Raw genomic sequence first — 26,388 nt, 5'->3', positions numbered from 1 at the left:
TCCACCCTTTTCAGGAAAGGTACGGCTTTTTTCCCTGACCGTTAAATGCAGGGGGTCTGGCCAGGAACCGGTGCCGGGAGCAGGGAGGCTTCCTTGTCGTTTGAGTAAACCGGCCGCAAACGATCACTTTTTTCAGCGAAGGGTGCCGGGGACATGAGCGCGGCTGAAACTTAATGCAGCCGGTTCCGGTTTTTGGGGTTACGCTGTCTGAAAATCCGTTCTTGAAACCCGATCAATAGCAAACATAAATCCTTCGCACCTATGGCAACAGTTACCCTGAAAGGCAATCCGGTGGAGACCACCGGCGAACTTCCGGCAATCGGCATTGAAATGCCGTTTTTCTGTCTGGTGAAGACCGATCTTTCGGAATCAGGCCCGGCCGATTATGAGGGCAAGCGTCTTGTTCTGAATATTTTTCCAAGTCTCGATACCGCAGTCTGTGCTGCATCGGTCAGACGTTTCAACCAGGAGGCTGCTTCATTCGACAACACCGTGGTGCTCTGTATTTCAGCCGATCTTCCGTTTGCCCACAAGCGGTTCTGTGAAGTGGAGGGGCTCAGCGACGTGGTGCCGCTTTCGGTTTTCCGTTCACCGGAGTTCGGCAGGGATTTCGGCGTGGCTATGGCTACCGGTCCACTGAAAGGACTGCTTGCCCGCGCGGTGGTTGTTGTCGATAACGAGCATCGGGTGGTGTATCGCGAACTGGTGCCGGAAATCGTCGAGGAGCCGGATTACGGTGCGGCACTGAAAGCGCTCGTTTGAAACTCGCGCGCCTGCACGGCGCTTGAAACTCGCGCTCCCGAGCCTGCCGTGGCTCCATACGTCTCATCGGTCCCATGACAACAGAAAAAGCCAGCCTCGTGCAGGCTTTTTCTGTTTGTTGAGATATGGTTTATTCTGTTTAAATCAAGCGTTTTATGCGTATACTTCAGGCAGTGCTGTTTTACGGCCGGGCCCTGTCGGCCGATAACCCCATACCCATGATGCATTATGTCGAAAAACCCAGTTGAGCGCACTCTCCGGGAGATTGATTTTCCAAAACTTGTTGAGGGAAAGGAGTTTTACCCATCCCCCGCCTCCTGGGAGGATGAAGTGCTCTATTTCCTGTTTCTCGACCGTTTTTCCGATGGACGCGAGTTCGGGGGTTTTTCCGGGCTTGACGGAACTCCGGTGGATCAGGCCGATCCGGACCGGTCGACGCCTCTTTTTTCGCCGCTGGAAGATGCCGGCACCGCGGAGCGTGATGCGTGGTTTCAGGCGGGAAGAAACTGGTGCGGCGGAACCATTGCCGGCATGAAGGACAAGCTTGGCTATCTGAAACGGCTGGGTATTACGGCGGTGTGGATCAGCCCGGTGTTCCGCCAGGTGACCGGCAGCAGCGATTACCACGGTTACGGTATCCAGAATTTTCTCGATGTCGATCCGCATTTCGGCACACGTGAAGAGTTGAAGGATTTTGTCCGGGCTGCGCACCATTCGGGCATCAGGGTGATTCTCGATATCATCATCAACCATGCCGGCGATGTTTTTGCCTATGAGGGCAATATGCAGTATACCTATCAGGAGGGCCGCCAGTGGCCGGTGCAGGGCTACCGCAGGCACAGCGGCGATCCGGGCAGCCTGCCCTTCGCCATGGTGGATGGGGAGAGTGCCGAGGGCGCGGTGTGGCCGGTGGAGCTGCAGCCGGAGAGCACCTGGACGCGGCGTGGCGAGATCAGGCGTTGGGACAGCTTTCCCGAGTTTCTCGATGGCGATTTCTGCACACTCAAGGATGTCAACCTGGGCGATGCCCTGAAAGACCCTTCGGCAGCCTGGGACCTGCAGCGCCGCATCCGCGAGTTCCGTCCCTCCCAGGCGCTCAGGAACATGACGGAAATCTATCAGTTCTGGATTGCCTTTGCCGATATCGACGGCTACCGGCTCGATACCGTGAAACATATGGAGCCTGGAGCGGTGCGCTTTTTTGTTTCTGCGGTGCATGAATTCGCCGTTTCGCTCGGCAAGGAGAATTTTACCATTATCGGCGAGATTACCGGTGGCCGTTCACATGCGACCGCCATTCTTGATACCACAGGGCTCGATGCGGCGCTCGGCATCAATGATATGCCCGACAAGCTGGAGTTCATGGTGAAAGGATGGCGCAGTCCCGGCAACCCCGATACCGAGGATCAGGAGGGGTATTTCGACCTGTTTCGCAACAGCCTTCTCGATAACAAGAGCTCCCGCCAGTGGTTCGGCAGTCATGTGGTTACCATGTTCGACGACCACGACCAGGTTGGCGTGCAGCACAAGTTCCGTTTTGCCGGAGACAGCACCCGCAGCGAGATGCTGCTTCCGGCCGCGCTGGGCCTGAACCTCGCTTCTGCGGGGATTCCCTGTATCTATTACGGTACCGAACAGGCTTTCAACGGCGCCGACCACCGTAACGGAGACGACTCCTACAGCGACGTTTTTCTGCGCGAGTGCATGTTCGGCGGCCCGTTCGGCTCCCGGCAGAGCGCCGGAAGGCATTTCTTCGACGAAGCACATCCGGTTTACCGTTTTCTCAGCCGGCTTGCCGCGCTGCGCAGGGAGCATATGGTCCTGAGGCGCGGCCGCCAGTACCTGCGGCAGGTTTCGGCAACCGGGTTCGATGGCGATTTTTACTATCCGCAGCCGGTAGACGGCCAATTGCACTGGATTATCGCCTGGTCGCGCATTTTCGCCCGCACGGAGTGCCTTTGCGCAATCAATACCGATACGGACAGGGCGATTACGGTTTACGCGGTGGTGGACAGTACCATTCATCCGCCCGGCAGCACCATGCAGTGCCTGCTTTCAACGGCAGAGGATTTCCAGCCCCATGTCGTTACGGTCGAGGCGCGTCAGGGTTCCGCAGTTCGCATTACGGTGCCGCCGGCGGGGTTTGTGGTGTACGGATAAGGTGTCGCCGTCGGGCTTCGGAGCGGACGTTTGGGGCAATTAAGCCCGGTTTGCCGTATATTGACGGGTAAAGAGGATAAGCCGTAACCGGAAAAACAAGTCAGGAATCGAATGTTTACGGGAATCGTGAAGGATATAGGGAAGGTGGGCGCACTCGAAAGGCGTAACGGCGGATTGCGTCTGCGGGTGCAGTATGCCGGAATGGAGGCGTTCGCGTCTCTGTCGGTCGACGAGAGCGTCAGCGTCAACGGGGTCTGCCAGACCGTGGTTGCGGTTGCGGATGGCTGGTTCGAGGTAGATACGGTCGAGGAGACGCTCGCCAAAACCACGTTGGGTTCGCTCCGTTGCGGGGCTTCGGTGAACCTCGAGCGCGCACTCAGGCCGATGGACCGTCTCGGCGGCCATTTCGTGCTTGGCCATGTGGATTGTGTCGGGGTGGTGAAGGAGCTGCGGGAGCTCGGTTCGAGCCGGGAGATATGGTTCTCTTATCCGGAGGAGTTCAGCTCCATCATGGTTTCGGCCGGTTCCGTCGCCATCGACGGCATCAGTCTGACGGTGGCAAGGCTCGGGGATGCCTCGTTCGCCGTCGCCGTGATTCCCTTTACCTTCAGGCACACCACCATCAGCGCTCTTGCGGTCGGAAGCAGGGTGAACCTTGAATTCGACATACTGGGAAAGTATGTCGCACGGCAGCTTTCGCTGTCGGCCTCTTCGCCCTTCGGGGCGTCGCGGCTCGATGAAGCGTGGCTCCGCGAGAACGGATTCTGACGATGGCAGCCCGCGATTCTCTTCAGCCCGACCTGTTCGGTCTCCCGGACAACCCTTCCAGGGAAACTCCCGAGCGTTTTCAGCCTCTGGCCGAGCGGATGCGTCCCCGAAGCCTCGACGATCTTTATGGCCAGGAACACCTTGCAGGAAAGGAGGGACCGCTGCGCGGTTTTCTGGCGGGGGAGAAACTGCCTTCCATGGTTTTCTGGGGGCCTCCGGGGTCGGGAAAGACCACCCTTGCCGAAATCTGCGCCAGGGCGCTGCACTACCGTTTCGAACAGCTTTCGGCCATCGATGCAGGAGTGAAGGAGGTGCGCAAGGCGCTCGATGGCGCAAGACAGTCGGCGCGTTCCGGCTTGAGGACCATTCTCTTTATCGACGAAATCCACCGCTTCAACAAGGCGCAGCAGGATACCCTGCTCCACGCCATCGAGCAGGGGCTGATCATTCTTATCGGTGCGACCACCGAAAACCCTTCGTTCGAGGTCAATGCCGCGCTGTTGAGCCGGATGCAGGTCTATATTCTCAAGCCGCTTTCCCGAACCGATATCGAGGCGGTCATCCGGCGGGCGCTGGAGCACGATCCCCTTTTGAAGGAGCGTCATGTCGTGATCGAGGACCTTCCGTTTCTTCTGCAGTTTGCCGGAGGCGACGCACGCAAGGCGCTCAATGCCCTCGAGGCGGCCTTTGCCCTGGCCGATACGGAGAACCGGGATGTGGCGGTGACACGCGCCATGCTCGAACGTGCCCTGCAGCACAAGGCGCCGATCTACGATAAGGGAGGCGAGGCCCATTACGATACCATATCGGCCTTTATCAAGTCCATGCGGGGAAGCGATCCCGATGCGGCGCTTTTCTGGCTTGCGAGGATGATCGAAGGCGGTGAGGACCCGCTTTTCATCGCCCGGCGGATGGTCATTTTCGCCAGTGAGGACATCGGCAACGCCGATCCTTTCGCACTCTCGCTGGCGGTATCGGTGTTTCATGCGGTACAGATGATCGGTTTTCCCGAGGCCAGAATCAACCTTGCCCAGGGAGTGACCTATCTTGCCTCTTCTCCGAAATCCAATGCCAGCTACGAGGGGATCAACGAGGCCATGCTTGCTGCCGGAAGCTTCCGGGATGCCTCCGTGCCGCTCCATCTGTGCAACGCACCCACTTCACTCATGAAAACCATGGGTTACGGCGAGGGATACCGCTATCCTCACCACTATCCGGGCCATTTTGTGGAACAGCACTATTTTCCGGAAGGCCTGCAGCCCCGGCCCTTCTACCGTCCTTCCGACGAGGGGAGGGAGAAAGCCCTGGGCGAACGTCTGCGGGGGTTGTGGAAGGAACGCTACCGTTCCTGAATTTTTATGGACCTTCGGCTCTTTGTATATTACAGTACGTGATATACGGCCGATTTTTTCGTCAACACGCATGATGTGACTTTTTTATGAACAGGTTCGTAGCGCCGGTTGTTTTTTTCTTCGTGTTTCTGGTTCCCGAGCAGGTATTCCCGGCAGATCCGGTGGCAGCAGTCGACAGTTCAGGCTACAGGCTTACTCTCGAAGATGCCGTACAGCTCGGGCTCGAAAAGAGCCGTTCGCTTGCAATCGCCCGTCTCGACCGGCAGATGGCATCAGAGAAGATCAGGGAAACCTGGTCCGAGGTACTTCCCCAGATCACTTCAGGTTTTACCTATACCCGTTCGCTTAAGCCTTCGGTACTGTTTTTTCCGAATGTTTTCGGCGGCGATCCGACACAGTTCATTCCCCTTGAAATCAGTGCCGACAATTCGGCATCGGCAACGCTCGATCTGCGCCAGAAAATTTTCGACGGCGCGGCCATAGCCGGCATCAGGGCGGCTTCGGTTGTCCGCAAGATGAGCGAAGAGGCATACCGGAATACCGAGTCGGCAGTCGTTGCCGACATCAAACAGTCCTATTTCGATGCCCTGATTTCCCGGGATCGCCTTAAACTTATCCGCCAGAGCATCGAGCGCTGGGAGCTTGCGCAAAAGGATACCCGGGCGATGTTCCGTCAGGGCGTTGCCGCCGATATCGATACACTGCAGGCGTTTCTTTCGGTTGAGAATCTTCGTCCGGATCTGATCCAGGCGGAAAATATGGTGGGCATCAGTATGACCAGGCTGAAAAACGCCATGGGTATTTCGGCCGACAGCGAGGTGATTCTTACCGGAAAGCTCGATGTTTCTCCTGCGGCATATCCGGAGGATATCGCTTCGGCTTACCGTGAAGCGCTGCAATCGAGGCCCGACCTTCGCCAGCTTGAACTGCAGGTCGATGCCGAGGATGAGAAGGTTTTTGCCGCCCGGGCCGAGCGCTTTCCCGTTCTGTCGGCTTTCGGTCAGCTTGAAACGCAGAGCGCTTTCAACGACGACGTGAGTCTTTCGGATTCGAACTGGCCGGTATCGTCATCCGTTGGCCTGCAGGTCAGCGTGCCGATTTTTACCGGTTTCAGAATCAGTTCCAGGGTGGAGCAGGCCAAGATATCCCGTCTGCAGGCGATGATCCGCCATGCCGACCTCAAGGCGTCGATAAGAACCGAAGTGGAGGTCCGTCTGTCGGCTTTCCGGGAAGCGCAGAAGCGGATCGGGGTACAGTCGAAAACCATCAGCGTTGCCGAACGCAGTTACCGGATATCCCAGTTGCGCTTTCGCGAGGGCATCGGTTCCCGTCTCGAACTCAACGATGCGGAGCTGCAGTTGAACCGGTCCAAAACAAACTACCTTCAGGCGGTTTACGACTATATGACGGCCAGCGTATTGCTCGATCGGGCGCTGGGGCGTTCGCCCTACAGCGTTGCCGCTGCGAAGTGATGGTTCACCCCCTCCTGCGGATGAAGTAGACCAGAGTTGAAGCCTGCCGGATCCTGAAAAGGGACGCCGCAACTCCCAGAGCGCTCTGCAGCAGCGCATCGGCCATTGCCGGAAATCCGAACCGGCGTCCGCGGGCGTCCGCCGCGAGTTTTCCGCTGTACCAGCAGGTGTAGAGGGTGTCGGCTATCCAGGGCGTCGTCCAGGAAATCTCCAGTCCGTGAGCCGCGAGCAGTTCGGCAAGGGTGGCGGGTGTGAAGTGCCAGAGATGGCGAGGCGCGTCCCATGCGACCCAGTTCTCCCGGTAGCGCCGTGCGTCGCGGCTTTCGGGATTGGGCAGCGCCACGACTACCGTTCCGTTGCGTTCGAGACGCCCGGCCGTGCCTGCCAGAACTCCATTGAGATCGTGCAGGTGTTCGAGCGCGTGCCAGAAAACAATCCTGTCGAACCTCATTTCCTTTTCCATTTCGTCGATTCCGGTTCTGTAAATCGTTATTCCGGAATGACTTTCCGCTATGCCGGCTGCTCTGGCGTCGGTTTCGACACCGGCAAGATTTTCAGCAGGAATGCCCTTTTTCCTGTGAAGGTGGTTCAGGAGATCGCCGGTGGAACATCCTATTTCAAGTACCCGGAGATCACCGGCGGCTTTTTTTTCTGTGTGAAGCACCAGAGAGGCTTTCCTGTGCAGGAGAAGCCTTCGGGCGAAAAGATAGATGCGGTCTCGGGGTGATCTGGCGAGGGTTTCGTGCAGGTGCGGGTCGTAAGCGCCATCAGGGCCTTTGTGATAGTAGTCGTGGATTTCGGTGACGCCGGGCCGGGGATTGAGCATGAGCAGGCCGCAGGACGTGGAGCGTACAAGCTTCCACCGCCCGGAGGGATCGAGACGGTCGGGAAGTTCAAACGAAAGCTCGAAATCCGGAGAGCCGCAGATCGGGCAGGGGACGGTTTCCATCAGAGGCGTGCGCAAATTCAGGGGTTCTGTGCATCGAGAAGCGCTGCGATGGCTTTTTTCAGATTTGTATAGGTGGATTTCATGTCGTTGCTGAGCACTTTAGCGTCGGCAAGCACCGGCATGAAGTTGGTGTCGCCCTCCCATCTCGGCACAATATGGAAGTGGATATGGGTGTCCACGCTGCCTCCGGCGACACGGCCGAGGTTTGCCCCGAAATTGAACCCCTGGGGCTTGAGGGTCTCTTTGAGTGCCTTGATGCTGAGGTCGGTGAGATCCATGATTTCCAGCTTCGTTTCACTGTCGAGAGCCGAAAAATCAGGTGTCTGGAGGTAGGGAATCACCATGAGATGCCCGCAGTTGTACGGGTAGAGGTTCATGATGATGAAACAGGTTTTTCCCCTGTGGAGCACGAAACGCTCGTCATCCTCTTCGGGGGGGATGTCGGAAAAAACCGATTTTTCTTCTTTGCCGGCGGATTTGACATCCTTGAAGGACTGCATGTAGACTTCACGCCAGGGGGAGTACATTCGCTGCATAGGGCGACCTGTTTTTCCGGTGAGAGTTATGACAATGGTACCAAAGGAGGGACTCGAACCCTCACGAGTTTGCACTCACTGGATTTTGAGTCCAGCGCGTCTACCAGTTCCGCCACTTTGGCATGCCTCCGACGTTTCTTCCGGCACTCCGGGAATGTGCGAGAGAAGGGACTCGAACCCTTACGCCTCACGGCACTAGTTCCTAAGACTAGCGTGTATACCAATTTCACCACTCTCGCGATATGGACAAAGAATATACGCGGTTTTTTATTTTATTAAAACTATCTTTATAGATACTTTTGCGCATTTTTACGTAAAATTTTCCATACCTTCGACCGGTTGTGCCCATGCGTTCTGATGTTCATCGTCTGGCGGATTTTCTTTCATGGGCGATAAGTCCTGTTGTTGTGGCTCCTGCGGTATACTGTGTTATCGTGCTTTTCGGATACGCGGACGATCCTTCGAAATTCCCCTATCTTACGGTTCTGTTCGCCTCGAGCACGTTAGCGCCGATGCTGCTGATCTACGGTCTCAAGAAGATCGGCAAGGTTTCGGACTACAACATCACCTTCAGGGAGCAGCGGTTTCTGCCGCTTCTGGTTCTGACCTTCGTCAATGTGCTTGGCTATGAGTTCATGCTGCAGCTGCATGCTCCGAGGCTCCTTACCGGGATACTTCTGTTCAATGCGGTCAATACCGTGCTTATTCTTCTCGTTACCCTGCAGTGGAAGATCAGTATCCACCTTTTTACGCTGACCGCCTCTGTGGCCCTGCTTTTTCTGAAGTTCGGCGCGGTCGCCCTGTGGCTTTTCATGCTGGTTCCGCTCCTGATGTGGTCGAGAATACAGCTCAAGGCGCATAATTTCATGCAGACGCTTGTCGGGGGTATCATCGGATTTGTGATAATGTTTGCCGAGCTGAAATGGTGGATAGGATTGTAAGGAAAAAACGGTACGCGGTTCTTGTCGTTACGTATGGGGAGGTCGAAAAGCTGACACTTCGAAATCTCTGGCCCAGTTCGAGAAGGATCCTGAAGGTGATAACCAGTCAGATTGTAAAGGTTCCGAAATTACTGGTTTATTTCATCGCCGATTTCCGCTCGACGAAGCATTTCATCAACTGGCGGCTGAACCGCTATCGTTCGAAACTGCTTTCGATCAACAGGGCACAGACAAGAGCCATTGACGCATGCCTGCAAGAGAGCGGCGACCCCCTGCTCGATGTCGTCGATGTCGATGTGCTCGACGCTTATTATTTCGTGCCCCCGTATCTTGAAAACGTGCTCAGGGAGCAGCAGAGCCGGTGTGACGGGGTTGTTGTGGTGCCGATGATTCCGGTGGAATCGGCTTTTTCCTGCGGCGTGGCCTGCCGCATGATTGCTGAAGAGTTCGGTGAAAACCGTTATGCAGGCATACGGCTGCTCAACAAGCTCTGGCGCGATCCGGAACTGCACCGGATTTATCTCGATCATCTGTTTTCGGCAATAGATGCCTCCATGAAGGGCTCCGGTGCCGGCAGAACAGGTCTGGTGCTGGTGATCCACGGTACGCTTGTCCGCGACCGGGCCGGGAACCCGCCAAAGGTGTTTACGGGTCTGGACGAGACCGGACTCTTTTTCGAGATGATGAAAGAGCGGATCATGGCTGATCCGAGGAACCTTTTCGCCGATGTCCGACAGGGCTGCATGAACCATTCGGCTGGTGGAGAGTGGACGTCGGAAACCGTCCAGAAGGCGCTTTTGGCTTTCCGTGAGGAGGGAATCGAAAACGTCGTGATGTTTCCCTACGGGTTTTTCGCAGACAACAGCGAAACCGAGTATGAGGCCCGAAAGGAGCTCACCCGTTCGGGGTTCGAAAGGGTGCAGTATGTTCGCTGCATCAATGAATCAGAAGCTTTTGGCTGCTGGCTCGCATCGAGAATTACAGGCGAGCTTGCAACGCTCTACAGAATTCAGCAGCTCTTTGACGAGGATATTCCGGAAGAGAGAGTGCCATCAACCAGTAAAACCGCCGACATTGAACGAGATTGAAAAACTTGAGGATGAACTTCGTCAAAGCCCCGAAGATCCAGGCAAACAGTACGACCTCGCCCTCTCCTACCTTCGCAGCGAGCGTAACAGCCAGGCGCTGGAGCTGCTCGACCGGATGCTGGCCCGGAGCGGTCGCGATCCGCAGGCTTATTATGCAAGGGCGGTGGCCTACCTGTCCATGAACGATTACCGTAAGGCAGGGTGCGATTTTCTCCGGACCATTGTCCTCGATCCTGATTTTCTGGAGGCCTACAAGCATCTCGGTTTTATACAGCTCACCCTCGGAAAGGATGAGGCGGCCCTGAAGACCCTGAAGAACGCTATAGCACGGGACCCCTCTCATGCCGGTCTCTACTGTGTGCTTGGGGATGTCTATCTCGACAACGGCGAGCCCGACAAGGCCAGGGAGGCTTTCGAAAAGGCTCTCGAACTGGAGCCTCTGAATGCGGAACCGCACTGCAAGCTTGCCATGTACCATGTTTCCCGGGGCGACATGAAAAGCCTTAAAAAAGAGTATGAAATTCTTAAAGATCTTGATGCCCTGATGGCAGAACAGATCGCAACCCTGTTTTTTCAACCTCTATGAAGCTGTTTGGCGATCTTGAGTTCCGGAAGCGTTTCATGAAAAGCGGTCTTCCTTTTATTCTTGCCGTTGCATGGGCTCCTATTATCTGGATGGCGCTGACGGCGCTTCTCGGACCTTTCCTGTTGCAGGCGAGCAGATCTTTTCTTGTCGTGCAGACGATTGTTTTTTCGCTCACCCTGCTTGTGCTGTTTCTTTTTTTAAGGTTTTTTCGTGTTTTCAGCAGCAGGTTTTATGGGGAAAAGCCTGATTCTTTAATTTAATTATGAATTAAGGTAATTTTTTTTAGATTCATGCGGCTTTTTTTCGGTATTGGTAACGGCTTGCGGGTATGCGTCTGTTTGAGGTTTTTTTCTGTTCGATAAAGGAATTTTTTTTTATATTTGGCGCACTTTAAAGCAACACTTGTTACATGTGCCGGGATTTTTTCCGGTATCCCTGGAATAAGGATAATCTTAATGCACAGCTCATGGATCAGACGCTGAGTGGTTTCGGAAATGTCTTCGTTTTTCTCGCTCTCGGTATCGTTTTTGTGGCGGGCGGCTACCTGACGGCACGCATGCTTCGTCCCAGCAGGCCCAATCCCGAGAAAAACTCCACCTACGAGTGCGGTGAAGAGGCTGTCGGCAGCGCATGGGTGAAGTTCAATATCCGCTTTTACGTTGTAGCCCTCATCTTTATCATTTTCGACGTCGAGGTTGTCTTCCTCTATCCCTGGGCAACCGTTTTCAAGCATCTTGGTTCTTTCGCGCTTTTCGAGGCGCTTGTCTTTGCAGGAATCCTGATTCTCGGGCTTGCCTACGCCTGGGTCAAGGGTGACCTCGACTGGGTTCGCCCCACTCCCAATATTCCGAAAATGCCTGAAATGCCTGTCGGGAAGACCGAGGGCAGGAGAGTCTGATTTTCACAATACCAGATTTATGCGTTATGGGTTTACTTGATGCCGGTATATCGAAGCACAATGTTGTGATAACTTCCGTCGACAATGTCCTGAACTGGGCAAGGTTGTCTTCGCTGTGGCCGATGGGTTTCGGTCTGGCATGCTGCGCTATCGAGATGATGGCCACCAACGCATCCAATTACGACCTTGAACGCTTCGGTATTTTTCCCCGTTCGTCACCCCGTCAGTCGGATCTCATGATTGTTGCCGGTACGGTTACCATGAAAATGGCCGAGCGGGTGGTCAGGCTTTACGAGCAGATGCCCGAGCCGCGTTATGTGCTTTCCATGGGAAGCTGCTCCAATTGCGGCGGTCCTTACTGGGAGCACGGCTACCATGTGCTCAAGGGCGTGGACAGGGTTATTCCGGTCGATGTCTATGTGCCGGGATGTCCTCCAAGGCCCGAGTCGCTCATCGGCGGCCTCATGAAGGTGCAGGAGCTTATCCGTATGGAACAGATCGGTATTTCGCGGGCCGATGCACTCAGGAAGCTGGCTGAAAAGAGCGTCGATCCGCAGCCGGTTATCGAAGCCGGGCGACAGGCCGCACGTGCATAACAAATGAATTTGTAATCCAGAGCATCATGTCAGAAATGGAAGAAGGTAGGGTTTTGCCGCAGTCGGTACAGCAGAGTGCCGCGGCATATGCGGTGATCCGTGAGCAGTTCGGCAGCGCGGTTTCGGATTTCGACGCCAATGAAACCATGCCGTTTTTCGAAGTGCTCGAAGCCGCCAAGTGGCCGGACATCGCGCTGTTCATGCGCGACCATCCGAAATTGAAGTTCAATTACATGGCCTGTCTTTCCGGTGTCGATTATCAGGCCGAAGAGCAGCTCGGCATTGTCTGCAACCTTGAATCGCTCGGGGAGTTCCCTCACCGGATAGCAGTCAAGGTGAAGTGTCCGAGAGATGGGGGTTCGATTCCTACGGCAGCCTATGTCTGGCATACGGCAAACTGGCATGAGCGGGAGGCTTACGACATGTTCGGCATGCAGTTCACCGGTCACCCCGACCTGCGCAGGATTCTCTGTCCCGAAGACTGGGAAGGGTTTCCGCTCCGCAAGGACTACAGGGTTCAGGAGAGCTACCACGGGATCAAGGTGCCGTATTAATGAGGGTTAAACAGCAATAAAGCAGACTCAAGTATGCAGGAATTAGGAATGGCTGAGCAGGGGTCGATACGGGTATCCCGGAAAGATGACAACGTTGTTGTCATAGAGAAGGATCTCGCAACCGAAGAGATGCTGTTGAGCATGGGTCCCCAGCACCCTTCGACGCACGGCGTGCTCAAGCTCGAATGTATGACGGACGGCGAGGTGGTCACCTCTGCGGAACCATATCTCGGTTATCTCCACCGCTGTTTCGAGAAGCACTGCGAGGTGGTCGATTACCCTGGTATTGTGCCCTATACCGACAGGATGGACTATCTTACCGGCATGAATAACGAGTGGGCTTACTGCATTGCCGTTGAAAAGCTTCTCGATATCGAAATTCCCCGGAGGGTCGAATTTATAAGAGTGATGGTTTCCGAGCTGAACAGGATTGCTTCGCATCTTGTCGCTATCGGCACCTACGGTATCGATCTCGGCGCCTTTACTCCTTTTCTCTTCTGTTTCCGCGACCGCGAACATATTCTCAATCTTCTCGAATGGGCATCGGGTGCACGCATGCTCTACAACTATGTGTGGATCGGCGGAGTCGCCTTCGATATCCCTGCCGATTTCAACAAGCGAGTCAAGGAGTTCGTCGATTACTTCCGCCCGAAAGTCGTCGAGCTGTACAAACTTCTGACCGAAAACGAGATTTTCGTCAAACGCACCAAGGGTATCGGCATCATGCCCGCTGATGTTGCCATCAACTACGCCTGGTCGGGTCCCATGCTCCGGGGCTCGGGTGTCAAGTGGGATCTTCGCAGGAACGACCCCTATTCGGTCTATCCCGAGCTCGATTTCAACGTTCCGGTTCCGGACGGCAAGTTTTCAGATGTCGGCGACTGCCTGTCGCGCCACCTTGTCCGTGCGCTTGAAATGGAGGAGAGCCTCAATATCATCGAGCAGTGCATTTCGAAAATGCCCGGTTCCGAAGGTTTCAATCCGAGGTCTGCAGTGCCCAAGAGGGTGCGCCCGAAAGCCGGTGAGGTTTATGCGAGGGCCGAAAATCCCCGCGGCGAGCTGGGCTTTTACATCCAGAGCGACGGTAAATCAACCAAGCCGCTCCGCTGCAAGGCGCGTTCTTCCTGTTTTGTCAATCTATCCGCCATGAAAGATCTGTCGAAAGGTCAGCTTATACCGGATCTCGTGGCTATTATCGGCAGCATCGATATCGTTCTCGGGGAGGTTGACCGATGAGTATTGCCGCCATTTCGCAAATCCGTCTGCCGTTTCTTATGGGTAACAACCTGAATGCCTGGTCTGATGCGCTTGCCGGGCTCACCTTGTCGTGGTTTCCTCTCGGTCTGGTGATTATTGCCGCTATTCCCCTTGTTTTCATCGCTCTCTACGCCCTCACCTACGGAGTGTACGGCGAGCGGAAGATTTCCGCCTTCATGCAGGACAGGCTTGGTCCAATGGAGGTCGGCAAGTGGGGTATCCTGCAGACACTTGCCGATATTCTCAAACTCCTGCAGAAAGAGGATATCGTGCCTACTTCCGCCGACAAGTTCCTTTTCGTGGTCGGTCCCGGCATTCTCTTTGTAGGTTCGTTTCTCGCCTTTGCCGTGCTCCCTTTCAGTCCGGCCTTTATCGGGGCTAACCTCAACGTCGGCCTTTTCTATGCCATAGGAATCGTCGCTCTCGAAGTTGTCGGTATTCTTGCCGCCGGGTGGGGTTCGAACAACAAGTGGTCGCTTTACGGCGCGGTTCGGAGCGTCGCCCAGATCGTGAGCTATGAAATTCCGGCAGCCATCGCCCTTCTCTGTGGCGCAATGATGGCCGGAACGCTTGATATGCAGCAGATCAACGTCCTGCAGTCCGGTCCTTACGGTTTTGCGCACTTCTATCTTTTCCAGTCGCCTATAGCCTGGCTCCCTTTCCTTATCTATTTCATCGCATCGCTGGCCGAGACGAACCGTGCGCCTTTCGATATTCCCGAAGCCGAATCCGAACTGGTGGCCGGATATTTCACCGAGTACAGCGGTATGAAGTTCGCCGTCATCTTTCTTGCGGAATACGGAAGCATGTTCATGGTGTCGGCGATTATCTCGATCGTCTTTCTCGGCGGATGGAACTCTCCGCTCCCGAATCTCGGTTCCGTTGCGCTCTATGACTGGACAAGCGGCCCGGTATGGGGCGCGTTCTGGATCATCTCGAAAGGCTTTTTCTTTATTTTCGTGCAGATGTGGCTTCGCTGGACACTTCCCAGACTCAGGGTTGACCAGCTGATGTATCTCTGCTGGAAGGTTCTTACCCCGTTCGCATTCATCAGCTTCGTGCTGACGGCGATCTGGGAAATTTATGTACCGTAGAAAACCGGTTTGACGCTGCAAGGCAAGTAATGACGAAAGAAGATTATGAGTGAATATTTCAGCAATATCAAGGCAGGTGCGGTAACGATTGCTACCGGCATGGGCATTACCCTGAAGCATTTTTTCAATGCCATCCACCGGAAAGGCGATGCGGGTATCGACGATGCCGACTATTTCAGGCAGGTAGACGGTCTCTGCACCCTCCAGTATCCGAGAGAGGCGGTTCCTACGCCGGTGAACGCCAGATATCGTCTCTATAACGATATCGAGGACTGTATCGGCTGCGGCCAGTGCGAAAGGGCATGTCCGATCGGCTGTATCGCTATCGAGACCATCAAGGTGCTTCCGGAAGATCTGGCCGTATGCGGCAAGACTTCGGGCGGCCAGCAGAAAAAGTTCTGGGTTCCTGTTTTCGATATCGACGTTGCCAAATGCATGACCTGCGGCATCTGCGTTTCGGTCTGTCCGACCGAATGCCTTGTGCATACCCCGGTAAGCGATTTTTCGGAGTTCGACCGGCAGAACATGATCTACCATTTCGGCAATCTTTCCCGTCTTGAGGCAGAGGCGAAGCGCCGTAAAGTCGCCGAGCAGCAGGCGCAGGCCGCCAGGGAGAAGCAGGCGGCAGCTGCGAAAGCCGCAGAAGAGAAGAACGGTCAGTAAGTGAATACGAAACCAGGGCAATAACACATGAATAACGCGACCTTCGTTACTATCTTTTATATCTTTGCCGCAATCACGGTGTTTTCGGCGGCATTCGTGGTGTTCTCCAAAAACGTGATCTACTCGGCCTTCGCCCTGCTTTTCACCTTTTTCGGCGCCGCGGCGCTCTATGTTTTTCTCAGCGCCGATTTCATCGCCGTCACCCAGATCGTTGTCTATGTCGGCGGCATTCTCGTGCTTCTGCTTTTCGGTGTCATGTTTACCAACAGCATCATGCAGGCCGATCTGAAAACCGACGTGCTCCACGTGGTTCCGGGAACGCTGCTGCTGGTGGCAACCGTCGGGGGACTGCTGTTCACCTTTTATACGACCGGCACATGGAAACCTTCGGAGGTTCAGCTGCAGGGGAGCGTTGTCGAGCGTATCGGTATCGAAACCATGTCGAGATACGTTCTTCCCTTCGAGATGGCTTCCATCCTGCTTCTGGCCGCCCTTATCGGCGCCGCGTTCCTTGCCCGGTACGACAACGTCCACAATAACGAACATTAAGCCATCTTTTTCATGGAACTGCTTACGAACATAGGTCTCAATCACTACCTGACCATATCGGCACTGCTTTTCGGTTTCGGGCTTTTCGCCGTGATGACCCGGAAAAACGCCATTGTCATTCTCATGGGTGTGGAATTGATCCTGAACGCTGCAAATATCAACTTTCTGGCCTTCTCTAAATTCAACGGAGGCATGGAGGGTGTGATGTTCAGCCTGTTCGTCATCGTTCTTGCCGCTGCCGAGGCGGCCGTCGGCCTGGCAATCGTCATCAACATCTATAAAATCTTCAGGAGCGTCGATGTGTCAACCATCGATACCATGAAGGAGTGAGCAGGCAGAAGATCCATCAGTTTTATTATTTCCTGAAAATCGAAAGAACATGCACAGTTTAATCCAGTTATCAATAGCCGTTCTGCTTCTGCCGCTTCTGTCGTTTGTGATCCTTATTTTCTTCAACAAACGGCTTCCCAGAAGAGGTGATTTCATCGGTGTTGGGATACTCGGCACGACGTTTGCCATTTCGCTCTATATTTTCTGGAGTGTCGTTGTTCAGTCTTACGATCCGGCTTTCAGGGTGGTATGGGATTTTACCTGGATCGATCTGGGCAATGTGCCCGGAGTAGGTCCGCTTGTCATCAAGATGGGTATCGTGATCGACAATCTCACGGCGATCATGCTTGCCATGGTCACCCTGATCAGCTTTCTGGTGCATCTCTACTCGACAGGGTACATGTCGGGAGACCCTCGCTACGGAAGGTTTTTTGCCTTTCTCGGCATCTTCACGTTCTCGATGCTCGGTATCGTGCTTGCCGATAACCTCTTCGCCATCTATATTTTCTGGGAGCTGGTCGGTCTTTCTTCCTACCTGCTCATCGGTTTCTACTTCGAGAAGGACAGCGCCGCCGACGCACAGAAAAAGGCCTTTCTTGCCAACAGGGTGGGTGATATCGGAATGTGGCTCGGTATCCTGATTCTGTATTCGCAGTTCCATACCTTCAGCTATCAGGAGATTTTCGCGAACCTCGCCGCCGGAAAGTTCGGCCTGAGCCAGGCCTGGCTTACCGCTGCAGGCATCCTTCTGTTCATGGGCTGTGTAGGTAAATCGGCACAGTTCCCGCTGCATGTCTGGCTGCCCGACGCCATGGAGGGTCCGACGCCGGTTTCCGCACTTATCCATGCGGCTACCATGGTTGCTGCAGGCGTCTATTTCGTGGCCAGGATTTTTGTGCTGCTTACCGCGGACGCGCTTCATGTGATCGCCTTTATCGGTGCATTCACGGCCTTCATGGCCGCCACCATCGCCATCACCCAGCACGATATCAAGAGGGTTCTGGCCTATTCGACGGTTTCCCAGCTCGGCTATATGGTGCTTGGCCTTGGTGTCGGGGCCTATTCTGCCGCGCTTTTCCACCTGGTGACGCATGCGTTTTTCAAAGCATGTCTCTTCCTCGGTTCCGGCGCGATCATCCACGCCATGCACCATGAACAGGATATGCGCTGGATGGGCGGACTTCGCAAGCATATGCCCTGGACATTCGCCACCTTCACCCTTGCAACGCTCGCCCTCGCCGGCCTTCCGCTGACCAGCGGCTTCATGAGCAAGGACGCGATCCTTGCCGGAGCAATCGGCTTTGCCAACGCCGAAGGCGGGGGCATCTACTATATCATTCCTTTCCTCGGCTTTTTCTCTGCCATGCTGACCGCATTCTACATGGGGCGGCAGATATGGCTGGTTTTCTTCGGGGAGAGCCGTACGCATCTCAAGCCCGCGGATGATCATCATCACGGACACGACGCCCATGCGGCGCATGGTCATGACCTTCATCACGAAGAGGCGCACGGCGTGCATGAGGTGCCCTGGAACATGAGGGCTCCGCTGGTGGTACTTGCAGCACTCTCCGTGTTTGCCGTCTACTCTCCCGATCCGCTTGACGGAGCGAAGGGGTGGTTCATGAGCATGGTGCAGACTCCGGCTACGGTTGTCGGCTCTTCTGCAGGCGGAGCGAAGCACGATACGGCCGTCTCCGCGACGCGTCCCGATCGTCTGCTTGCAGAAGCGGTTCCTGCCGTTGGTCATGGCGCCGAAAGCGATGCCCATTCCGAAGGAGTGGCTTCGGAAGCGGCATCCGAAGGGCATGGCGCGGAAGCCGGTGCGCATGGTGAAGCAGCGGGCCACGTGTTTTCCGATCCGCGGCAGGCATCCATTGCCCATGCCGCACACGAGGCGCACAATCCGGCTATCCTGATTTCCAGCGTCATGGTCGTGCTCGGCATCAGCCTTGCGCTTGTCGTCTATGTCTTCCGGATCATCGATCCCGACCGGACCGCAGCGAGCATCAGGCCCCTCTACCTCTTTTCGTTCAACAAGTGGTACTGGGATGAAATTTACCAGGCCACCATCATCAACGGTTCGGTCGTTCTGTCAAAGGTGCTTTCCTGGATAGACACCAATATTGTCGACGGTGCGGTAAACGGCGTTGCCGTCGTGACGAAAAAAGTTGCCTTTACCAGCGGCGGCTTCGACAGGTATGTCGTCGATGGCGCGGTGAATTTCACGGCTTTCTTCGTCAATACCACCGGTGCAGTCCTCAAGAAGCTGCAGACCGGCAAGGTGCAGACCTATGTGGTTATGCTGATGCTTGCCGTGATAGGGTACTTTATCTATTACTTTACACAACTGATCTCCTGAGAGGCATTTATTTTTAAATTGAAAACCTACAGATACGGAACATGCTGAGTCTTATCGTTTTTCTGCCTATTCTTGCCGGTCTGGTGATTCTTGCCGTGCCTTCTTCACAGAAGCAGATAATCAGAATAGTGTCACTGCTTGCGGCAATCGCCCAGGGCGTGCTCGCTGTGCTGATCTGGAAGGGGTATGACGCCTCTCTGCCGGGAATCACCGCTGCCGCCGGAGGAGCCCCGGAAGGTTCCTTCCAGTTCATCGAACGATTGCCGTGGATCAATCTCGATCTGGGGAGCATGGGATCGCTCAACATCGAGTACTTCCTCGGTGTAGACGGTATCTCGATCACCATGGTCATCCTGACCGCCCTGATCTCGATCATCGGAATTCTTTCGAGCTGGCCGATCCAGAAACAGGTAAAGGGGTACTTCATCCTCTACAACCTGCTCGCCACGGCGATGATGGGCTGTTTCGTGGCGCTCGACTTTTTCCTGTTCTACGTGTTCTGGGAGCTCATGCTGCTTCCTATGTACTTCCTCATCGGTATATGGGGCGGTCCGAACCGTGAATACGCAGCCATCAAGTTCTTCCTCTACACGCTGTTCGGTTCCGTGTTCATGCTGCTGGTCATGATCGGCCTCTACTTCAGCGTTATCGATCCGCTTACCGGCAATCACACCTTCAGTCTGGTCGCCATGGCAAGCCAGGAGAACTATATCAAGGATGCCATTCTTGGTCCGGACAACGTCATGTGGCGTTACGCGGCATTCATCGTACTCTTTATCGGTTTCGCCATCAAGGTTCCGATGTTTCCGTTCCACACATGGCTTCCCGACGCGCACGTCGAAGCTCCGACCCCGATTTCGGTCATTCTTGCCGGCGTGCTGCTTAAGCTCGGTACGTACGGCATGATGCGCATCAACTTCCCGCTTTTCCCTGAAGTGTTCCAAGCCTCGCTTTACGTGATCGCGGTTCTGGGCGCCATCAATATCATCTACGGTGCATTCTGCGCGCTTGCCCAGCAGGATCTCAAGAAAATGGTTGCCTATTCGTCCATCAGCCACATGGGTTACGTGCTGCTCGGTCTTGCCGCCGCGAACAGCGAGGGAATGGTCGGTGCGCTCTATCAGATGTTCAACCACGGCACCATCACGGCCATGCTCTTCCTTCTTGTCGGCGTGATCTACGACAGGGCCCACACCCGCCAGATCGACAAGTTCGGTGGCCTCGCATCCTATATGCCGGTCTACGCCGCGGTCGTCACCATAGCCTGGTTCGCCTCGCTCGGTCTTCCCGGTCTCTCCGGCTTTATTTCCGAAGCGTTCGTTTTCGTAGGCGCTTTCAGTTCGGTGACCACCCGCAATGTGGCTATCGTTTCCGTGCTCGGTATCGTGTTCGGTGCGGCCTACCTGCTCTGGTCGCTCCAGAGGATGTTTCTTGGCAAGAGAAAGGCGGATGCGGCCTACGATCTCGAAGTCGGAGCCGACGGCCATGAACACATCCATTTCCACGACTGGAAAGGGAAGCTCGATCTCGATGCCCGCGAGCTGGTCATGCTTGTCCCGCTTGCCATTATCGTCATTTTCCTCGGCATCTATCCGATGCCGGTGCTCGGCATGCTGACATCGAGCATCAACAAGCTCGTTGAGGTGCTTTCGCCTGTCGTGATGACCGCATTGAATTAATCTGCCGAATGAGGTAAAAGAATAAACGAAGAGAATTATGTTCGAGCTGCCATCAGGTGCTGAAATACAGAGTATCATCGCTGCCTTGAAAACCGGCGTTGGTTTTTTCATGCCTGAAATCTATCTCTCAGTGCTTTTCATGCTCCTGATCGTTGTCGATCTGGCGGTGAAAGGCAGAAAAAACAATCTGCTGCCTCTGCTTACCGTTCTCGGTCTTGCCGGCAGCTTCTACTTTATCTATCAGCAGCATCTGCTTGAAGCCGGAGAGATCTTTTTCGGGATGTACGTGCTTGACGGGTTCGCGATCTTCTTCAAGTACTTTTTCGTGATTTCAGGTATTCTTGCGGTACTGATATCGGTCGCAGACGATCAGCTCAACCGCCATGTAAGGAGCATGGGCGAGTACTATGCGCTGATTGTCGCCATGGTTATCGGCATGATCATGATGGCCTCGTCGGTCGATCTCCTGATGATGTTTCTTTCCATGGAGCTCGTAGGCCTTACCGCATATGTGCTGACCGGTTACCGGAAGGACGATCCGCGTTCTTCCGAAGGCGCCCTGAAATATCTGGTCTACGGAGCGGTCTCCACGGGACTCATGGTGTACGGTTTTTCCCTGATTTACGGCATAACCGCCCAGACCAACATCATGAAGATCAGTTCGGAACTTGCCCTGCACGGATACGATCCGCTGGTGATGATGCTGGCCTCACTGCTCATTCTTGCGGGCTTCGGCTACAAGATCGGAGCCGTGCCTTTCCATTTCTGGAGTCCCGATGTGTATGAAGGAGCGCCGACTCCCGTTACCGCCTATCTCTCGGTAGGTTCGAAAGCGGCAGGCTTTGCCATTCTCATGCGCTTTTTCTATGTAGCCATTCCTCACGGCGGCGAACCGTTCCAGGATATCGCCGGCATCGACTGGCTCATGCTGCTGATCGTCATAGCCATAGCTTCGATGGTCTATGGCAACGTTGTGGCTCTCTGGCAGAAGAATGTCAAGAGAATGCTTGCCTACTCCTCGATTGCGCATGCGGGTTATCTTCTGCTCGGCATCATCGCCATGGATTCGCTGGGCACCCAGGCGACTCTCTTCTATCTGCTGGGATATCTGCTCATGAACATCGGCGCATTCTATGTGGTGATCATTATTTCCAACAGAACCGGAAGCGAGAATCTCGAAGACTATCGAGGTCTCGGCAAAGAGATGCCTCTTGCCGGAGCGGCTCTTACGGTGTTTCTCATCTCCCTTGTCGGTCTTCCTCCGACGGTGGGCTTTATCGGCAAGCTCATGATCTTTTCGGCGCTTCTGGCCAAAGGTTCGGTTTATATCTGGCTCGCTCTTATCGGCGTCCTGACCAGCGTCATTTCTCTCTACTACTACATGCTCATTCCTCTGAACATGTATCTCAGGGAATCGACCCAGCCCTGTGAAGTGAAAGCCGGATTCGGGATACTCCATAAGGTCGCCATAGCGGTGCTGATGATCCTGACCCTCTATTTCGGTCTTTTCTTCAAGCCGCTTACCGATTTTGCCAGAATTTCGTCATCGATGCTTGGCGTAACGATCTACTGAGTAGCTTCAGGCGTCACTAACCAGTGTTAAAACCCTGCAAAATCATAAGATTTGCAGGGTTTTTTTGTTTTTCGCGTTATTATTGAGGGTGGGCTGCTGGAAAATTAATCAACGATTGTTAATTTAACAGTTAGTCTAATTGACTTTACCACAGACAGGCACACCGGATTCGGCAGATTTTTCGCCCTACAGTCCGGTTCACTTAATCCGGAGGCAGTAATGCACAACAACCAGACCTTCGCCGATATTTTCCGGGCCAGCGGCATAAGCCGACGGGATTTTCTCAAATTCTGCTCGCTTACGTCGGTCTATCTCGGTCTTTCCCCTTCAATGGTACCCAAAATGGTTCAAGCCATGGAAACAAAGCCGAGAACTCCGGTTATCTGGCTGCACGGGCTTGAATGCACCTGTTGTTCGGAATCCTTTATCCGTTCTTCCCATCCCACCATCGAGGACATCATTTTCAACATGATCTCTCTCGACTACGACGATGTGCTCAGTGCCGCCGCCGGTCATCAGCTCGAAGATGTGCGCAGGAAAATCATGCAGGAGTACAAGGGTAAATATATTCTTGCCGTCGAAGGCAACGCCTCCACAAAAGATGACGGGGTCTACTGCATGGTGGGCGGTGACTCCTTCCTGAACACGCTCAAGGAGACTGCGGCCGATGCCGCGGCCATCATCGCCTGGGGGGCATGCGCTTCGTACGGCTGTGTTCAGAACGCGGATCCCAACCCTACCGGAGCTGCGCCGATTTCCGAAATCATCAAGAATAAACCAATTGTCAATGTTCCGGGTTGTCCGCCCATCTCTGAAGTGATGACCGGTGTAGTCGCCCATTTCCACACCTTCGGCACCCTGCCGGAGCTGGACCGCATGGGCAGGCCGAAAGCGTTCTACAACACCAGGATTCATGACAAGTGCTACCGTCGGGCATTTTACGATGCCGGCATGTTTGTCAGGAGCTTCGACGACGAGGCGACAAGAAAGGGATGGTGCCTCTACAAGATGGGCTGCAAGGGACCGACAACCTACAACGCCTGTTCAAAAATCCAGTGGAACGGCGGCGTCAGCTTTCCGATCGGTTCGGGACATCCGTGCATCGGCTGCTCGGAACCGAATTTCTGGGACAAGGGACCGTTCTACGAGCGTCTTGCCGAAGTATCGTTCCTCGGTACGGACAGTAATGCCGACAGGATCGGTGTGATCGCCGTAGGTGCGGCTGCAGCTGGAGCTGCCGCGCATGCCGCCGTTACAGCGGTCAAAAAGGCCAAGGCAGGAAACGATTCAGAGGAAAAAGCTTAACAAGGAGTAGAGCATGGCTAAAAAAATTGTAGTCGATCCCATTCCCCGCATTGAGGGACACCTGAGAATAGAGGCTAAAGTAAACGACAGCAACGTCATCGAGGAAGCATACAGCAGCGGTACCATGTGGCGAGGTATCGAGGTCATTCTCAGAGGGCGCGATCCGAGGGATGCATGGGCATTTGCCGAACGTATCTGCGGTGTCTGCACGACCGTGCATGCCCTCGCCTCGGTCAGGTGCGTCGAGGATGCCCTGGGCATCGAAGTGCCGACCAACGCGCGTATCATCCGCAATCTCATGAATGCCACCCAGCAGACGCAGGACCATCTGGTGCATTTCTACCACCTGCATGCGCTTGACTGGGTAGATGTGGTGAGCGCTCTGAAAGCCGATCCTAAAATGACCTCCGATATCGCCCAGAGCATCTCCCCGTGGCCGAAATCATCGGTGGGCTATTTCAAGGATCTGCAGCAGCGGCTGGTTGGATTCGTCGAAAGCGGGCAGCTCGGCATTTTCTCGAACGGCTACTGGGGCCATCCCGCCTACAAGCTGCCGCCCGAGGTGAACCTCATCGGTGTGGCACACTATCTCGAAGCGCTTGATTTCCAGAAGGAGATCGTCAAGATCCATACCATTTTCGGCGGCAAGAATCCGCATCCCAACTATCTGGTAGGCGGCATGGCCTGCGCGATTGACCCGAACAGCGATACGGCCATCAATATCGAGCGGCTCGCCATGGTGAAAAAGATCATCGACCAGACCCAGCAGTTCATCGATCAGGTCTATATTCCCGATCTCATCGCCATTGCGGGATTCTACAAGGATTGGCTCTACGGCGGCGGGCTGGGCAACTATCTCAGCTACGGCGATTTCCCGGAAACCACGCTTGATGACTTCAAGACCCTGCTCTGGCCGAGAGGCGCGATTCTCGGCAAGGATCTCACGACCGTGCACGACGTCGATCCGAGAGATGCCGCCCATGTTACCGAAGAGGTCAGCCACAGCTGGTATACCTACTCGAAAGGCGACGACAAGGGACTGCATCCCTGGGAAGGCGAGACCAAGCCTGCGTACTCCGGCCCGAAGCCTCCGTTCGAGCACCTCGACACCGAGAAGAAATACAGCTGGCTGAAAACGCCCCGCTGGAAAAACCACGCAATGGAAGTAGGTCCGCTTGCCCGTGTGCTGATCGCCTATGCAAAAGGCGATCCCATGATCAAGGATACCGTCGGTATGGTTCTTTCGAAACTGCAGGTCGGACCCGAAGCGCTTTTCTCGACGCTCGGCAGGACAGCCGCAAGGGGTATCGAGTGCAAGCAGACCTCAGGGTTCATGCGCCATTTCTACGACCAGCTCGTCGACAACATCAAGAAGGGGGACTACCGCACCTTCAACAGCGACCGCTGGGATCCGGCCACCTGGCCTGCAGAGTGCAAGGGGTTCGGCTACAGCGAAGCTCCACGCGGCTCACTTGGCCACTGGATCCACATCAAGGACCAGAAGATCAAGGAGTACCAGATTGTGGTGCCTTCGACATGGAATGCATCTCCGCGGGACGGCAAGGGCAATTCAGGCGCTTACGAATCGGCACTGAAAGGCACCCCGATGGCCAATCCGGAGCAGCCGCTGGAAATTATCCGGACAGTGCACTCCTTCGATCCCTGCCTTGCCTGCGCGTCACATGTGTTCGATATGAATGGCAAGGAAGTTACCAGTGTCAGAATCGTTTAAACGGAGGCTACCATGGGCAGAATCATTGAGGAGATCTATGTCTGGCGGCTGCCGGTACGCTTCTACCACTGGGTCAATGCCATTTGTACCGTTATGCTGCTGCTGACCGGCATGTATATTGCAGCCCCGGTCATCAACCCGCCTCTGGGCGAAGCGGTCTGGTACAACGGGATGTCGTGGTGGCGGTATCTGCATTTCGCTGCGGCGTTTATTTTTATCGCAAACTTTCTTTTCAGGATGTACTGGGCGCTTTTCGGGGACGACAAGTATGCCCGCTTCGGCGGATTTCAGCCCTGGTCGCCCTCCTGGTGGGGCAAGCCCTTCCGGGAACAGGTCGAGTCGTATCTCTTTCTGAGACGTGACGAGCCGAACTATGTGGGTCACAACCCGGTTGCAGCCCTGGCTCATTTCATCTTTATTTTCTGCGGCTCGACCTTCATGATTCTCAGCGGGCTTGCCATGTACGGCGAGAACAATCCGGGCGGCTTCTCGGAAAGCCTTTTCGGCTGGATGATCCCCCTCTTCGGAGGGAGCTATGCGCTGCATTTCGCGCATCATCTGCTGGCATGGATTTTTCCGATCTACCTTATCATGCATCTCTATGCCGTGTTCCGTCACGATGTGGTTGATCGCACCAGCGTCACCTCATCCATCGTAACCGGATACAAGCACAAGGTGGAGGAAGAGCCGAGTTGAAATACAACCGTATCAATGTTCTCGGGCTTGGCAATATCCTTTTCGGCGACGAGGGGTTCGGTGTGGAGGCCATCCGGGCCTTTGAAAAAGACGGCGATTATCCGGAGACGGTTCAGTTTGTCGATGGCGGTACACAGGGCCTCTATCTGCTCGACTATATAGAGTCGAGCGATGCCGTCATGGTGTTCGATGCGCTTATTCCTCTGGATTTCGAAAGCCGGGTTTACGTGTATCACAAGGATGAACTGCCGGCATTCATTCACCGGAAGATGTCCTCTCACCAGATGGGCCTGAGTGAGCTTCTGGGTATTGCGCAGCTGCACGGCCGGATGCCTGAGAGGTTCGTGCTGATCGGCATACCGCCACGAATTCTCGATCTCGGAAGTGGCCTCAGCGGAGAAGCCCGTGAGCTGCTGGACGAGGCGGTAGCAGAGGGCAGGACGATACTGCAGGAGTGGCTTCAGGAGTAATCGGGCAACCGGTTGAAGG

25 protein-coding genes and 2 tRNA genes are annotated in these 26,388 nt (G+C 54.9%); 23 read left to right on the top strand and 4 right to left on the bottom strand.

Features of this window, described 5'->3' with window-relative positions:
- Positions 1-261: 261 nt before the first annotated feature.
- The 5 genes from tpx (at position 262) to WBP50_RS07150 (ending at position 6,514) form a co-directional block, all read left to right on the top strand.
- Positions 262-762 carry a thiol peroxidase gene (gene tpx / locus WBP50_RS07170; RefSeq protein ID WP_423932820.1) on the top strand — a complete coding sequence of 167 codons (501 nt, stop codon included), beginning with the start codon at positions 262-264 and terminating at the stop codon, positions 760-762.
- 228 nt (positions 763-990) lie between these two features.
- Positions 991-2,922: an alpha-amylase family glycosyl hydrolase gene (locus WBP50_RS07165; protein WP_423932819.1), complete on the top strand. Its 1,932-nt coding sequence runs from the start codon at positions 991-993 to the stop codon at positions 2,920-2,922.
- A gap of 111 nt (positions 2,923-3,033) precedes the next feature.
- On the top strand, positions 3,034-3,690 hold the full coding sequence (locus WBP50_RS07160) for a riboflavin synthase (protein ID WP_423932816.1): 657 nt from the start codon (positions 3,034-3,036) through the stop codon (positions 3,688-3,690).
- Positions 3,691-3,692: 2 nt separating this feature from the next.
- Entirely contained in the window at positions 3,693-5,042 is a 1,350-nt protein-coding gene (locus WBP50_RS07155; protein ID WP_423932813.1) for a replication-associated recombination protein A, read from the top strand.
- 86 nt (positions 5,043-5,128) lie between these two features.
- Complete coding sequence (locus tag WBP50_RS07150; RefSeq protein ID WP_423932811.1) at positions 5,129-6,514, top strand: TolC family protein; 1,386 nt, start codon at positions 5,129-5,131, stop codon at positions 6,512-6,514.
- 4 nt (positions 6,515-6,518) lie between these two features.
- Here the strand turns inward: WBP50_RS07150 and WBP50_RS07145 are convergent, their stop codons facing one another.
- From WBP50_RS07145 to WBP50_RS07130, 4 genes are all read right to left on the bottom strand, one after another.
- On the bottom strand, positions 6,519-7,478 hold the full coding sequence (locus WBP50_RS07145) for a class I SAM-dependent methyltransferase (protein WP_423932809.1): 960 nt from the start codon (positions 7,476-7,478) through the stop codon (positions 6,519-6,521).
- A 2-nt stretch (positions 7,479-7,480) separates the two neighbouring features.
- A complete protein-coding gene (locus WBP50_RS07140; RefSeq protein WP_423932807.1) occupies positions 7,481-7,999 on the bottom strand; it encodes an HIT family protein in 519 nt (172 codons plus the stop codon).
- Positions 8,000-8,034: 35 nt separating this feature from the next.
- A tRNA-Leu gene (locus WBP50_RS07135) sits at positions 8,035-8,121 on the bottom strand.
- Positions 8,122-8,156: 35 nt separating this feature from the next.
- Positions 8,157-8,238 (bottom strand) — tRNA-Leu (locus WBP50_RS07130).
- Between the two features lie 108 nt (positions 8,239-8,346).
- On the opposite strand from WBP50_RS07130, the gene WBP50_RS07125 reads away from it, so the two are divergent.
- The 18 genes from WBP50_RS07125 (at position 8,347) to WBP50_RS07040 (ending at position 26,369) form a co-directional block, all read left to right on the top strand.
- Complete coding sequence (locus WBP50_RS07125; protein WP_423932805.1) at positions 8,347-8,940, top strand: hypothetical protein; 594 nt, start codon at positions 8,347-8,349, stop codon at positions 8,938-8,940.
- A complete protein-coding gene (locus WBP50_RS07120; RefSeq protein ID WP_423932802.1) occupies positions 8,922-10,028 on the top strand; it encodes a ferrochelatase in 1,107 nt (368 codons plus the stop codon). Before WBP50_RS07125 ends, WBP50_RS07120 begins: the two co-directional genes overlap by 19 nt.
- Positions 10,015-10,614, top strand: coding sequence for a tetratricopeptide repeat protein (locus WBP50_RS07115; RefSeq protein WP_423932799.1), 600 nt, complete (start codon positions 10,015-10,017; stop codon positions 10,612-10,614). Before WBP50_RS07120 ends, WBP50_RS07115 begins: the two co-directional genes overlap by 14 nt.
- A gap of 466 nt (positions 10,615-11,080) precedes the next feature.
- Positions 11,081-11,512, top strand: coding sequence for an NADH-quinone oxidoreductase subunit A (locus WBP50_RS07110; RefSeq protein WP_423932796.1), 432 nt, complete (start codon positions 11,081-11,083; stop codon positions 11,510-11,512).
- A 26-nt stretch (positions 11,513-11,538) separates the two neighbouring features.
- Entirely contained in the window at positions 11,539-12,108 is a 570-nt protein-coding gene (locus tag WBP50_RS07105; RefSeq protein WP_423932794.1) for an NADH-quinone oxidoreductase subunit B, read from the top strand.
- Positions 12,109-12,143: 35 nt separating this feature from the next.
- On the top strand, positions 12,144-12,662 hold the full coding sequence (locus tag WBP50_RS07100) for an NADH-quinone oxidoreductase subunit C (protein WP_423932884.1): 519 nt from the start codon (positions 12,144-12,146) through the stop codon (positions 12,660-12,662).
- Positions 12,663-12,695: 33 nt separating this feature from the next.
- On the top strand, positions 12,696-13,898 hold the full coding sequence (locus tag WBP50_RS07095; RefSeq protein ID WP_423932791.1) for an NADH-quinone oxidoreductase subunit D: 1,203 nt from the start codon (positions 12,696-12,698) through the stop codon (positions 13,896-13,898).
- Positions 13,895-15,013, top strand: a complete 1,119-nt coding sequence (gene nuoH, locus WBP50_RS07090) for an NADH-quinone oxidoreductase subunit NuoH (protein WP_423932789.1) — start codon at positions 13,895-13,897, stop codon at positions 15,011-15,013. Before WBP50_RS07095 ends, nuoH begins: the two co-directional genes overlap by 4 nt.
- A 45-nt stretch (positions 15,014-15,058) precedes the next feature.
- Positions 15,059-15,676 (top strand): 4Fe-4S binding protein, encoded by a 618-nt coding sequence (locus tag WBP50_RS07085; protein WP_423932788.1) that lies wholly within the window; start codon positions 15,059-15,061, stop codon positions 15,674-15,676.
- 27 nt (positions 15,677-15,703) lie between these two features.
- On the top strand, positions 15,704-16,225 hold the full coding sequence (locus WBP50_RS07080) for an NADH-quinone oxidoreductase subunit J (protein ID WP_423932786.1): 522 nt from the start codon (positions 15,704-15,706) through the stop codon (positions 16,223-16,225).
- 12 nt (positions 16,226-16,237) lie between these two features.
- Complete coding sequence (nuoK, locus tag WBP50_RS07075; RefSeq protein WP_423932783.1) at positions 16,238-16,555, top strand: NADH-quinone oxidoreductase subunit NuoK; 318 nt, start codon at positions 16,238-16,240, stop codon at positions 16,553-16,555.
- Positions 16,556-16,604: 49 nt separating this feature from the next.
- Positions 16,605-18,914 (top strand): NADH-quinone oxidoreductase subunit L, encoded by a 2,310-nt coding sequence (nuoL, locus tag WBP50_RS07070; RefSeq protein ID WP_423932780.1) that lies wholly within the window; start codon positions 16,605-16,607, stop codon positions 18,912-18,914.
- 41 nt (positions 18,915-18,955) lie between these two features.
- Positions 18,956-20,593, top strand: coding sequence for a complex I subunit 4 family protein (locus WBP50_RS07065; RefSeq protein WP_423932778.1), 1,638 nt, complete (start codon positions 18,956-18,958; stop codon positions 20,591-20,593).
- Positions 20,594-20,630: 37 nt separating this feature from the next.
- Positions 20,631-22,166 (top strand): NADH-quinone oxidoreductase subunit N, encoded by a 1,536-nt coding sequence (locus WBP50_RS07060; RefSeq protein ID WP_423932776.1) that lies wholly within the window; start codon positions 20,631-20,633, stop codon positions 22,164-22,166.
- A 219-nt stretch (positions 22,167-22,385) separates the two neighbouring features.
- Positions 22,386-23,471, top strand: a complete 1,086-nt coding sequence (locus WBP50_RS07055; RefSeq protein WP_423932773.1) for a hydrogenase small subunit — start codon at positions 22,386-22,388, stop codon at positions 23,469-23,471.
- A gap of 13 nt (positions 23,472-23,484) precedes the next feature.
- Complete coding sequence (locus WBP50_RS07050; protein ID WP_423932772.1) at positions 23,485-25,203, top strand: nickel-dependent hydrogenase large subunit; 1,719 nt, start codon at positions 23,485-23,487, stop codon at positions 25,201-25,203.
- Between the two features lie 12 nt (positions 25,204-25,215).
- Positions 25,216-25,899 carry a Ni/Fe-hydrogenase, b-type cytochrome subunit gene (cybH, locus tag WBP50_RS07045; RefSeq protein ID WP_423932769.1) on the top strand — a complete coding sequence of 228 codons (684 nt, stop codon included), beginning with the start codon at positions 25,216-25,218 and terminating at the stop codon, positions 25,897-25,899.
- Positions 25,896-26,369 (top strand): HyaD/HybD family hydrogenase maturation endopeptidase, encoded by a 474-nt coding sequence (locus tag WBP50_RS07040; protein ID WP_423932768.1) that lies wholly within the window; start codon positions 25,896-25,898, stop codon positions 26,367-26,369. Before cybH ends, WBP50_RS07040 begins: the two co-directional genes overlap by 4 nt.
- Positions 26,370-26,388: the final 19 nt, after the last annotated feature.

Origin of the sequence: Chlorobium sp. (assembly GCF_049593655.1) — a bacterium.
Lineage (GTDB): Bacteria > Bacteroidota > Chlorobiia > Chlorobiales > Chlorobiaceae > Chlorobium.
Note: the sequence above shows the minus strand (reverse complement) of the source record. Positions and strands in the feature narration are given on the sequence as shown.

What these genes read in the sequence shown, in the direction of transcription:
- WBP50_RS07160 (WP_423932816.1), top strand. Translation starts at nt 3,034, where the DNA reads ATGTTTACGGGAATCGTGAAGGATATAGGGAAGGTGGGCGCACTCGAA.
- WBP50_RS07140 (WP_423932807.1), bottom strand. Translation starts at nt 7,999, where the DNA reads ATGCAGCGAATGTACTCCCCCTGGCGTGAAGTCTACATGCAGTCCTTC.
- WBP50_RS07155 (WP_423932813.1), top strand. Translation starts at nt 3,693, where the DNA reads ATGGCAGCCCGCGATTCTCTTCAGCCCGACCTGTTCGGTCTCCCGGAC.
- cybH (WP_423932769.1), top strand. Translation starts at nt 25,216, where the DNA reads ATGGGCAGAATCATTGAGGAGATCTATGTCTGGCGGCTGCCGGTACGC.
- nuoK (WP_423932783.1), top strand. Translation starts at nt 16,238, where the DNA reads ATGGAACTGCTTACGAACATAGGTCTCAATCACTACCTGACCATATCG.
- nuoL (WP_423932780.1), top strand. Translation starts at nt 16,605, where the DNA reads ATGCACAGTTTAATCCAGTTATCAATAGCCGTTCTGCTTCTGCCGCTT.
- WBP50_RS07060 (WP_423932776.1), top strand. Translation starts at nt 20,631, where the DNA reads ATGTTCGAGCTGCCATCAGGTGCTGAAATACAGAGTATCATCGCTGCC.
- WBP50_RS07100 (WP_423932884.1), top strand. Translation starts at nt 12,144, where the DNA reads ATGGAAGAAGGTAGGGTTTTGCCGCAGTCGGTACAGCAGAGTGCCGCG.
- WBP50_RS07085 (WP_423932788.1), top strand. Translation starts at nt 15,059, where the DNA reads ATGAGTGAATATTTCAGCAATATCAAGGCAGGTGCGGTAACGATTGCT.
- WBP50_RS07110 (WP_423932796.1), top strand. Translation starts at nt 11,081, where the DNA reads ATGGATCAGACGCTGAGTGGTTTCGGAAATGTCTTCGTTTTTCTCGCT.
- WBP50_RS07120 (WP_423932802.1), top strand. Translation starts at nt 8,922, where the DNA reads ATGGTGGATAGGATTGTAAGGAAAAAACGGTACGCGGTTCTTGTCGTT.
- WBP50_RS07055 (WP_423932773.1), top strand. Translation starts at nt 22,386, where the DNA reads ATGCACAACAACCAGACCTTCGCCGATATTTTCCGGGCCAGCGGCATA.
- WBP50_RS07065 (WP_423932778.1), top strand. Translation starts at nt 18,956, where the DNA reads ATGCTGAGTCTTATCGTTTTTCTGCCTATTCTTGCCGGTCTGGTGATT.
- tpx (WP_423932820.1), top strand. Translation starts at nt 262, where the DNA reads ATGGCAACAGTTACCCTGAAAGGCAATCCGGTGGAGACCACCGGCGAA.
- WBP50_RS07150 (WP_423932811.1), top strand. Translation starts at nt 5,129, where the DNA reads ATGAACAGGTTCGTAGCGCCGGTTGTTTTTTTCTTCGTGTTTCTGGTT.
- WBP50_RS07050 (WP_423932772.1), top strand. Translation starts at nt 23,485, where the DNA reads ATGGCTAAAAAAATTGTAGTCGATCCCATTCCCCGCATTGAGGGACAC.
- WBP50_RS07125 (WP_423932805.1), top strand. Translation starts at nt 8,347, where the DNA reads ATGCGTTCTGATGTTCATCGTCTGGCGGATTTTCTTTCATGGGCGATA.
- WBP50_RS07165 (WP_423932819.1), top strand. Translation starts at nt 991, where the DNA reads ATGTCGAAAAACCCAGTTGAGCGCACTCTCCGGGAGATTGATTTTCCA.
- WBP50_RS07080 (WP_423932786.1), top strand. Translation starts at nt 15,704, where the DNA reads ATGAATAACGCGACCTTCGTTACTATCTTTTATATCTTTGCCGCAATC.
- nuoH (WP_423932789.1), top strand. Translation starts at nt 13,895, where the DNA reads ATGAGTATTGCCGCCATTTCGCAAATCCGTCTGCCGTTTCTTATGGGT.
- WBP50_RS07095 (WP_423932791.1), top strand. Translation starts at nt 12,696, where the DNA reads ATGCAGGAATTAGGAATGGCTGAGCAGGGGTCGATACGGGTATCCCGG.
- WBP50_RS07105 (WP_423932794.1), top strand. Translation starts at nt 11,539, where the DNA reads ATGGGTTTACTTGATGCCGGTATATCGAAGCACAATGTTGTGATAACT.